This window comes from Candidatus Aminicenantes bacterium (assembly GCA_026393795.1).
Classification (GTDB): Bacteria; Acidobacteriota; Aminicenantia; order UBA2199; family UBA2199; genus UBA2199.
The window spans coordinates 1-5,802 of sequence record JAPKZL010000178.1; the positions used below are offsets into that span (position 1 = coordinate 1).

The 5,802-nt window shown below is 53.1% G+C and carries 7 protein-coding genes; all 7 read left to right on the plus strand.

What is annotated here, in order from left to right; all coding sequences use genetic code 11:
- Positions 1-587 (plus strand): sigma-70 family RNA polymerase sigma factor (locus tag NTW95_08410; GenBank protein ID MCX6557432.1); only part of this gene is annotated, 587 nt, incomplete at its 5' end.
- A gap of 40 nt (positions 588-627) precedes the next feature.
- The gene (locus NTW95_08415; GenBank protein ID MCX6557433.1) at positions 628-1,110 is read left to right on the plus strand and encodes a zf-HC2 domain-containing protein; all 483 of its coding nucleotides are present in this window, start codon (positions 628-630) and stop codon (positions 1,108-1,110) included.
- Positions 1,107-1,583, plus strand: a complete 477-nt coding sequence (locus NTW95_08420; protein ID MCX6557434.1) for a hypothetical protein — start codon at positions 1,107-1,109, stop codon at positions 1,581-1,583. Before NTW95_08415 ends, NTW95_08420 begins: the two co-directional genes overlap by 4 nt.
- Positions 1,564-1,950: a hypothetical protein gene (locus NTW95_08425; GenBank protein MCX6557435.1), complete on the plus strand. Its 387-nt coding sequence runs from the start codon at positions 1,564-1,566 to the stop codon at positions 1,948-1,950. The genes NTW95_08420 and NTW95_08425 overlap by 20 nt, the downstream gene beginning before the upstream one ends.
- 168 nt (positions 1,951-2,118) lie before the next feature.
- Positions 2,119-4,773, plus strand: coding sequence for a magnesium-translocating P-type ATPase (gene mgtA / locus NTW95_08430; protein ID MCX6557436.1), 2,655 nt, complete (start codon positions 2,119-2,121; stop codon positions 4,771-4,773).
- A 2-nt stretch (positions 4,774-4,775) separates the two neighbouring features.
- Entirely contained in the window at positions 4,776-5,588 is an 813-nt protein-coding gene (locus NTW95_08435; protein ID MCX6557437.1) for a PTS sugar transporter subunit IIA, read from the plus strand.
- A 22-nt stretch (positions 5,589-5,610) separates the two neighbouring features.
- Positions 5,611-5,802, plus strand: a 192-nt coding sequence (locus NTW95_08440) for a glutamine--fructose-6-phosphate transaminase (isomerizing) (GenBank protein ID MCX6557438.1), incomplete at its 3' end; no start/stop codon positions are given.

Below are 5,802 nucleotides of genomic sequence, written 5' to 3' on the forward strand. Positions count from 1 at the left end.
TGCTGGCCGCTAATGGAGCAGAAATAATGATCGCGGAAATGTCCGATCTGGAAGTGCTTGCCCTGACAGCGGCCGGCGACCAGGGGGCTTTTTCCGATCTGGTCAAGCGCTACCAGGACAAGGTGTTCGGCATGGCCTACCGCTATGCCCGCGACCGCCAGGACGCCGAGGAGCTGGCCCAGGAAATTTTCCTCAAGGTCTGGCAGCATGCCCGGACATTCAAGGGGCGATCCGCATTTGCCACCTGGCTCTACCGTTTGGCGGTCAACACTTGCCTGAATTACCGGCAAAAGAAAAAAATCGTGCCTGAGCCGTTGCCCCTGCTTGGCGACTTTGCGGCTGAAACCAATTCGGCTGGCTCGGAGATCATCGCCCAGGAGCGGCAAAACCTTCTGGACAAGGCCATGGATACTTTGCCGGCCCGGCAGAAGATGGCCCTCATCCTGGCCAATTTCGAGGGGAAATCCTACGAAGAGATCGCAGGCCTCATGGAGGTTTCTATCTCAGCGGTCGAAACACTGCTTTTCAGGGCCCGGCAGAACCTGGCCGCTATGTTGCGGCCGCTGAAAAAAAAAGGTGAATTGTGAGCGCAAGTTTTTTATGCGGGGTTTGTCTAAAGGAGTGGACATGAAAATGCGTTGTAAAAAGGCAAGAAAAAACATTTCGTTGGCCCTGGACTCCCGGCTGCAAACGGCCGTCAGCGAGCGGCTGCAAGCCCACCTGGATGTTTGTCCGGCCTGCCGCGACTGGCAAAAAGGCCAGGTTTGGCTTCTGGGCTTGATGAAAACAACGCAGGCCCCGCCGCGGCCTTCTCCGGGCTTTTATGCCGTTATCCGGGATAAGATAAACAACCCCCATGGCCAAAAGAGATATTTCACCTTCTCGCCCTCCTCATTCAGACCGGCGCTACTGCGTGCGGCCATGCTGCTGATCATGGTTTTTTCGGCTTGGGTCGGCCTTTCCCTGGGCAATCGCCTGGATGCCCCGGCGGCCGCCGAGACTGCTGACGCGGTTTTCAAGCAGACGATGAACCTGGACGTTTTCGCCGACCTGCCCGCCGACTCGTTCGGGGCGGTTTATGAGCGCCTGCTGCAGGGAGAACTCCAGTGAAGAAAAGGATCTGGATCGTTCTGCTGGTGGTCTCGCTGGGAATCAACATCGGCTTTTTACTGCACTGGTTCTGGCCCAAAAATGTCTCCGGCTATTCGCCGGGAAAGGGCCAAGCGCAATTCGGCTGGCATGCCGGTCCGATGCGGCGCGGCCTCGGCCTGGATTCCAATCAAGCCCGTCTCATGGAAAACGAGCGCCGGCAGGTCCTGGCCCAGGCGCAACCGCTGCAGGAGCAGCTGCGCTTGAAAAGGCGCGAACTGTTCCTGCTGCTGAAAAGCAAAGCCGTGACCGGCGCCGAGTTGGATATCGCCTTGAACGAAATTTCCCGGCTGCAGACCGCGATCGAAAAATTTTTCATCCTGCACTCGCTTGGGCCTTTTCGTGGCCATGGTCGTGGTTCTGCCGTTGCAGGCTGCCGATGGCTGCCAGGAAAAGGCCGGCTGCGAAAAGAAGATGAAGGCCGAAGGCTGTGAGAAGAAGGATAAAGCCGAAGGCTGCGAGAAGATGAAGGGCGAAGGCTGCATGATGCTGAAAGCAATCCCCAACCTCAGCGACGAGCAGAAGGTAAAGCTGGAAAAACTGCACGCCGAACATCAGGCCGTGATGGCTGCGGCCATGGCCGAGATGCAGAAAAAATGCCAGGCCCACTGCGAGGCCGTTAAAGCGCTGCTCACCGACGAGCAGAAAGCCAAGCTTCCCGAGATGGGCGCCTGCATGAAGGGCGGCATGGGGTGCTGCATGATGATGGGCGTCAAGCACATGGAAGGCAAGGGCTGCATGGGAAAACACGCCCAGGCCAAGGGCGAGTGCCAGAAGAAAGCAACCGAAGAGAAAAAGTAACTTCGGTTCGGATTTCGATTTTCGGGGCGGCGGCGACGCCGCCCTTTTTTTATTAAAAATCTTTTCGCCTTTCAAAACGAGTTTTTCTCTCGTCCACTCTGTGCTACAATAAAAAACCGATTTCACGGGAATCACGGGTCAAAAATAGTAGCTTAAGTATGGGGCAATGTGAAAATCAAGAAGTGGTTGGGGTTGCTGGACAAAAAAAAAGGAAGTAACTCCCTTTCAAAAAATCTTGAGGCTGAAAAGAAGTTGATTGCCGCCTGCTCCTGCACCGAGGCGGAGGCTTTGGTCAATCTCGGCACATCCGCTCTCGGCTTGAGCGCAGATGTGGTCAGGGAAAGGATCAACGAATTCGGCAAAAACACCCTTGCCTCTTCGGCCAAGCTCGGGCCTCTGCTCGATCTCCTCTCCAGGTTTAAAAATCCACTCGTTATCCAGCTCCTGGTTATCGGCATCGTCTGTTATTTCATGGGCGATACCCGATCCGCTGCCGTTGTCGGGGGAATGATCCTTTTGAGCGTCGCCCTTGCCTTTTTCCAGGAAAGAAGGTCGGGGAAGGCGGTAGACAATTTAAAAAAGCTGATTCATATTACCACTCAAGTCGTACGAGAGGGTAAGGAAAAGAGCATCCCCGTCAGTGACGTGGTCCCCGGTGATATCGTCGTTCTTGCCGCCGGAGCCATTATTCCCGCCGATCTAAGAATACTGTCTGCAAAGGACTTCTTCGTATCGCAGTCCGCCCTTACCGGCGAATCCATGCCCATTGAAAAAAGTTCGCAAAACAACGGAGATCAGAAAGACGAGATATTCCGCTATACCAACGCCTGTTTCCAGGGCAGCAACGTGATCAGCGGCACGGCCAGGGCGGTGGTGGTCAACACGGGACTCAATACTTTCCTGGGGGCGATTTCGGCGAAACTGGCTGAAGCGAAGGGCGTCACGAGTTTTGACCTGGGTGTCAAGAAGTTCGTTTGGCTGATGGTCCGGTTCATGATCGTCATGGTCTCGTTGACCTTCTTTATCGTCGGTCTGACCAAGGGTCGGTGGGTGCAAGCATTGGTATTCGGACTTTCGGTCGCGGTCGGTCTGACACCGGAGATGCTGCCCATGATCATGGCCGTCTGTCTTTCAAAAGGCGCGATGGCGATGTCCAGGAAAAAGGTCATCGTCAAAAGGTTGAACGCCATCCAGAACCTGGGGGCGATCGATGTGCTCTGCACGGATAAAACGGGAACACTTACCCAAGACAGGGTGGTGCTTGAGAAACATGTCGATGTCGCCAACAAAACCAGCGATGATGTGCTGCGCTACGCTTACATGAACAGTTTTTATCAGACCGGGCTTCGCAACCTCCTGGACCGGGCGGTGCTGGCGCATCAGGAACTGGATGTGGAGAGGAGCTGCCGCAAAATAGATGAGATCCCATTCGATTTTCAGAGAAAGAGGATGTCGGTCATCATCGATTACGAGGAAACCCATGTCCTGATATGCAAGGGGGCAGTCGAAGAAATCTACAGCGCTTGCGACCAATACCAGATCGATGATGATATCTATGAAATGATCGATATGGTAAAAAGCGACCTGCATGACGAATACCGGAGGCTGAGCGCTGATGGTTATCGGGTTCTGGCGATCGCCTACCGCGAGTTTGAAAGGACAAAAGAGGTGTTTTCAGCCGCCGATGAATCGCATATGATTCTGCTTGGCTATATTGCCTTTTTCGATCCCCCGAAGGATTCCTCGGCCAAAGCCATAAAGGCCCTCGGAGCGTCCGGGGTCAAAATCAAGATTCTGACCGGCGATAATGATCTGGTGACGAGAAAGGTCTGCGCCGATGTGGGAATTCCGATCGCCAAGGTCGTTCTCGGGAAAGGTCTTCAAGAGATGGATCAGGCTGAATTCGCCAAAGTCGTGGAAGAGGCGAATGTTTTTGCCGGCCTTTCCCCGGCCCAGAAAGAGCAGATCATCACGCAACTCAGAAGAAACGGCCATGTTGTCGGTTTCATGGGGGATGGAATAAACGATGCGCCAGCAATGAAGGCGGCTGATGTGGGAATTTCGGTCGATAGCGCCGTTGATGTCGCCAAGGAGAGCGCCGATATTGTCCTGCTCGAGAAAAGCCTGATGGTTCTTGAAGACGGCATTATCGAAGGAAGGAAAATTTTCGGAAATATTGTCAAATACATAAAAATGGGGGCGAGCTCCAACTTCGGCAATATGTTCAGCGTCGTCGGCGGCAGCTATTTTCTGCCCTTTCTGCCGATGGCTCCGATTCAGATCCTGGTGAATAACTTTCTTTACGATATTTCCCAGACCGGAATTCCTACCGACAAGGTGGACGAGGAATACCTCTCCAAGCCCCGGCACTGGGACATCGCCAGGATCAAGAAGTTCATGCTTTTTATCGGGCCGATGAGTTCGATCTTTGACTATGCGACTTTTTTTCTTATGCTCTATTTTTTTGGCTGCATCGGTTACAAGCTCTCGGGGGCGAGCGCCGGGATGAAAGTCTATTACGAAAGCCTTTTTCATACAGGCTGGTTTGTGGAATCCCTGCTGTCCCAGACCCTGATCGTCCATATTATCCGGACGAATCGGATTCCTTTTATCCAAAGTCGGGCCAGCGCCTATATGATCATGACGACGATGGCGGTGATGGGGGTTGCCGTTTTTTTGCCCTATTCACCATTGGCCGCCACGCTCGGTTTTGTTCCGCTGCCGCTGGTCTTTTGGGTATGGATTGCGGCTTTCCTCGTCAGCTACAGCGTTATTACTCATTTGATGAAAACCTGGTTCAATAAAAAATTCGGGGGTGAATAATCATGAGAAGTTTTCTGAATGCCATTCAGGAAGGAAGACTGATCGAGCTCCCCGACAACGATAAAGAGAAGGCGCTTGAATACCTGGCCCTGATTCTCGAGGCGGTTCCCGATATCGGCAAGTCGACGGCCATTGTTGAAAAGGTCAGGGAAAGGGAAGATTCGGCGAACACAGGCATCGGCATGGGCGTGGCTTGCCCGCATGTCACGGTGGAACAGGATGGCGATCTCCTGTGCGCGGTGGGGTGGACGCCCAAAGGTATCGATTACAAGTCTTCAGACGGAAAACCGGTTCACCTGGTCATCATGTATTATATTCCAGAATCTCAGCGTGCAGTCTATCTAAAGGAAATATCGGGGCTGGCCAAGGCGCTGAAGGCAACGGGAGGGATCAAGGTCATCGCTGAGGCAAAAGAACTAACTGCGGTCAGGCATCGGCTGCTCGACTGGGTGAATCTGACGATCGATTCAGCCATTCCCGACGCCAAGGCGAGAATGATCAAACTGGATGCCAAGCAGGCGGAATTGATCGCCCAGCTTAGGACTCTGCCCGCGGCAGACGGACAGGGAAAATATTCAATAATACCTTTTACCGTTGTTTCCGGCGTTGGAGCAAAAAAGATAATTCTTTCGCAGAACCAAGAGTTGGTTGAAAGGCTTGAAAAGAGCACTATGTTTGCCGACATGTTATTAAAAGAGGAAAGTTTTGAGATTGAAAACTACAAGATTGCGGTCAGATTTTCTTCTGATTATGCTCTGGCCAGGAAAATCGTCGAGTGTGTGGCGTTTAAAGACGTTTCCCAGGAAAAGGAATAAGCGGTCTTTTTAAGGAGAAAACATGTGCGGTGTCGTCGGCATTGTTTACGGGAAACACAATCCCCGCCTGGGTCAGGTCGGCTCGTTTTTGCTCAAGAAGCTCGAATACCGCGGTTACGACTCCACCGGGGCCGCGTTTTTCAAGGACGACGGGAGCATCAGCCTGAAAAAGAAAGTGGGGTCGCCCACCAAGGTCATCCATGAACTGGACCTG